Annotated in this window: 1 pseudogene; it reads right to left on the bottom strand. The window is 74.4% G+C overall.

Annotation, left to right across the window (positions count from 1 at the left end):
* Positions 1-336 (bottom strand): annotated as a pseudogene (locus G3I71_RS49810) (tRNA (guanosine(46)-N7)-methyltransferase TrmB); the annotation flags it as partial.
* Positions 337-386 lie beyond the last annotated feature (50 nt).

Raw genomic sequence — 386 nt, 5'->3', positions numbered from 1 at the left:
GAGCAGGTTGCCCTGGCCCGGGGTGTGCACGTCGGCGGCGAGGATGCCGGTGTCGGGGTCGGCGGCGGCCATCTGGGCGGTGGCCTCGCCCATGCCGAAGCCGATCTCCAGGACCACGGGGAGTCCGTCGAAGAGCCGCTTGAGGTCGATGACCTCGTGGCCGTCGATGTCGAGGCCCCAGGTGCCCCAGAGCCGCTTCAGGGCTTCGCCCTGGCCGGTGGTGACCCGGCTGCGACGGGGCTGGAAGCTGCGGATGCGGCGCTCGTGGTGCGAGCCGGCCGGATCGGGGGCCCGGCCGTCGGGGAAGCGGGGCTCGGTGCGCCACTTGGGGGGCACGTACGAGGACGCATCCGGGGCGGTGTCCGGGAGGCTGGGCTGGGGGTTCG

Source organism: Streptomyces sp. SID12501 (assembly GCF_010550245.1).
GTDB lineage: Bacteria > Actinomycetota > Actinomycetes > Streptomycetales > Streptomycetaceae > Streptomyces.
This window is presented reverse-complemented; position numbering and strand designations above follow the sequence as displayed.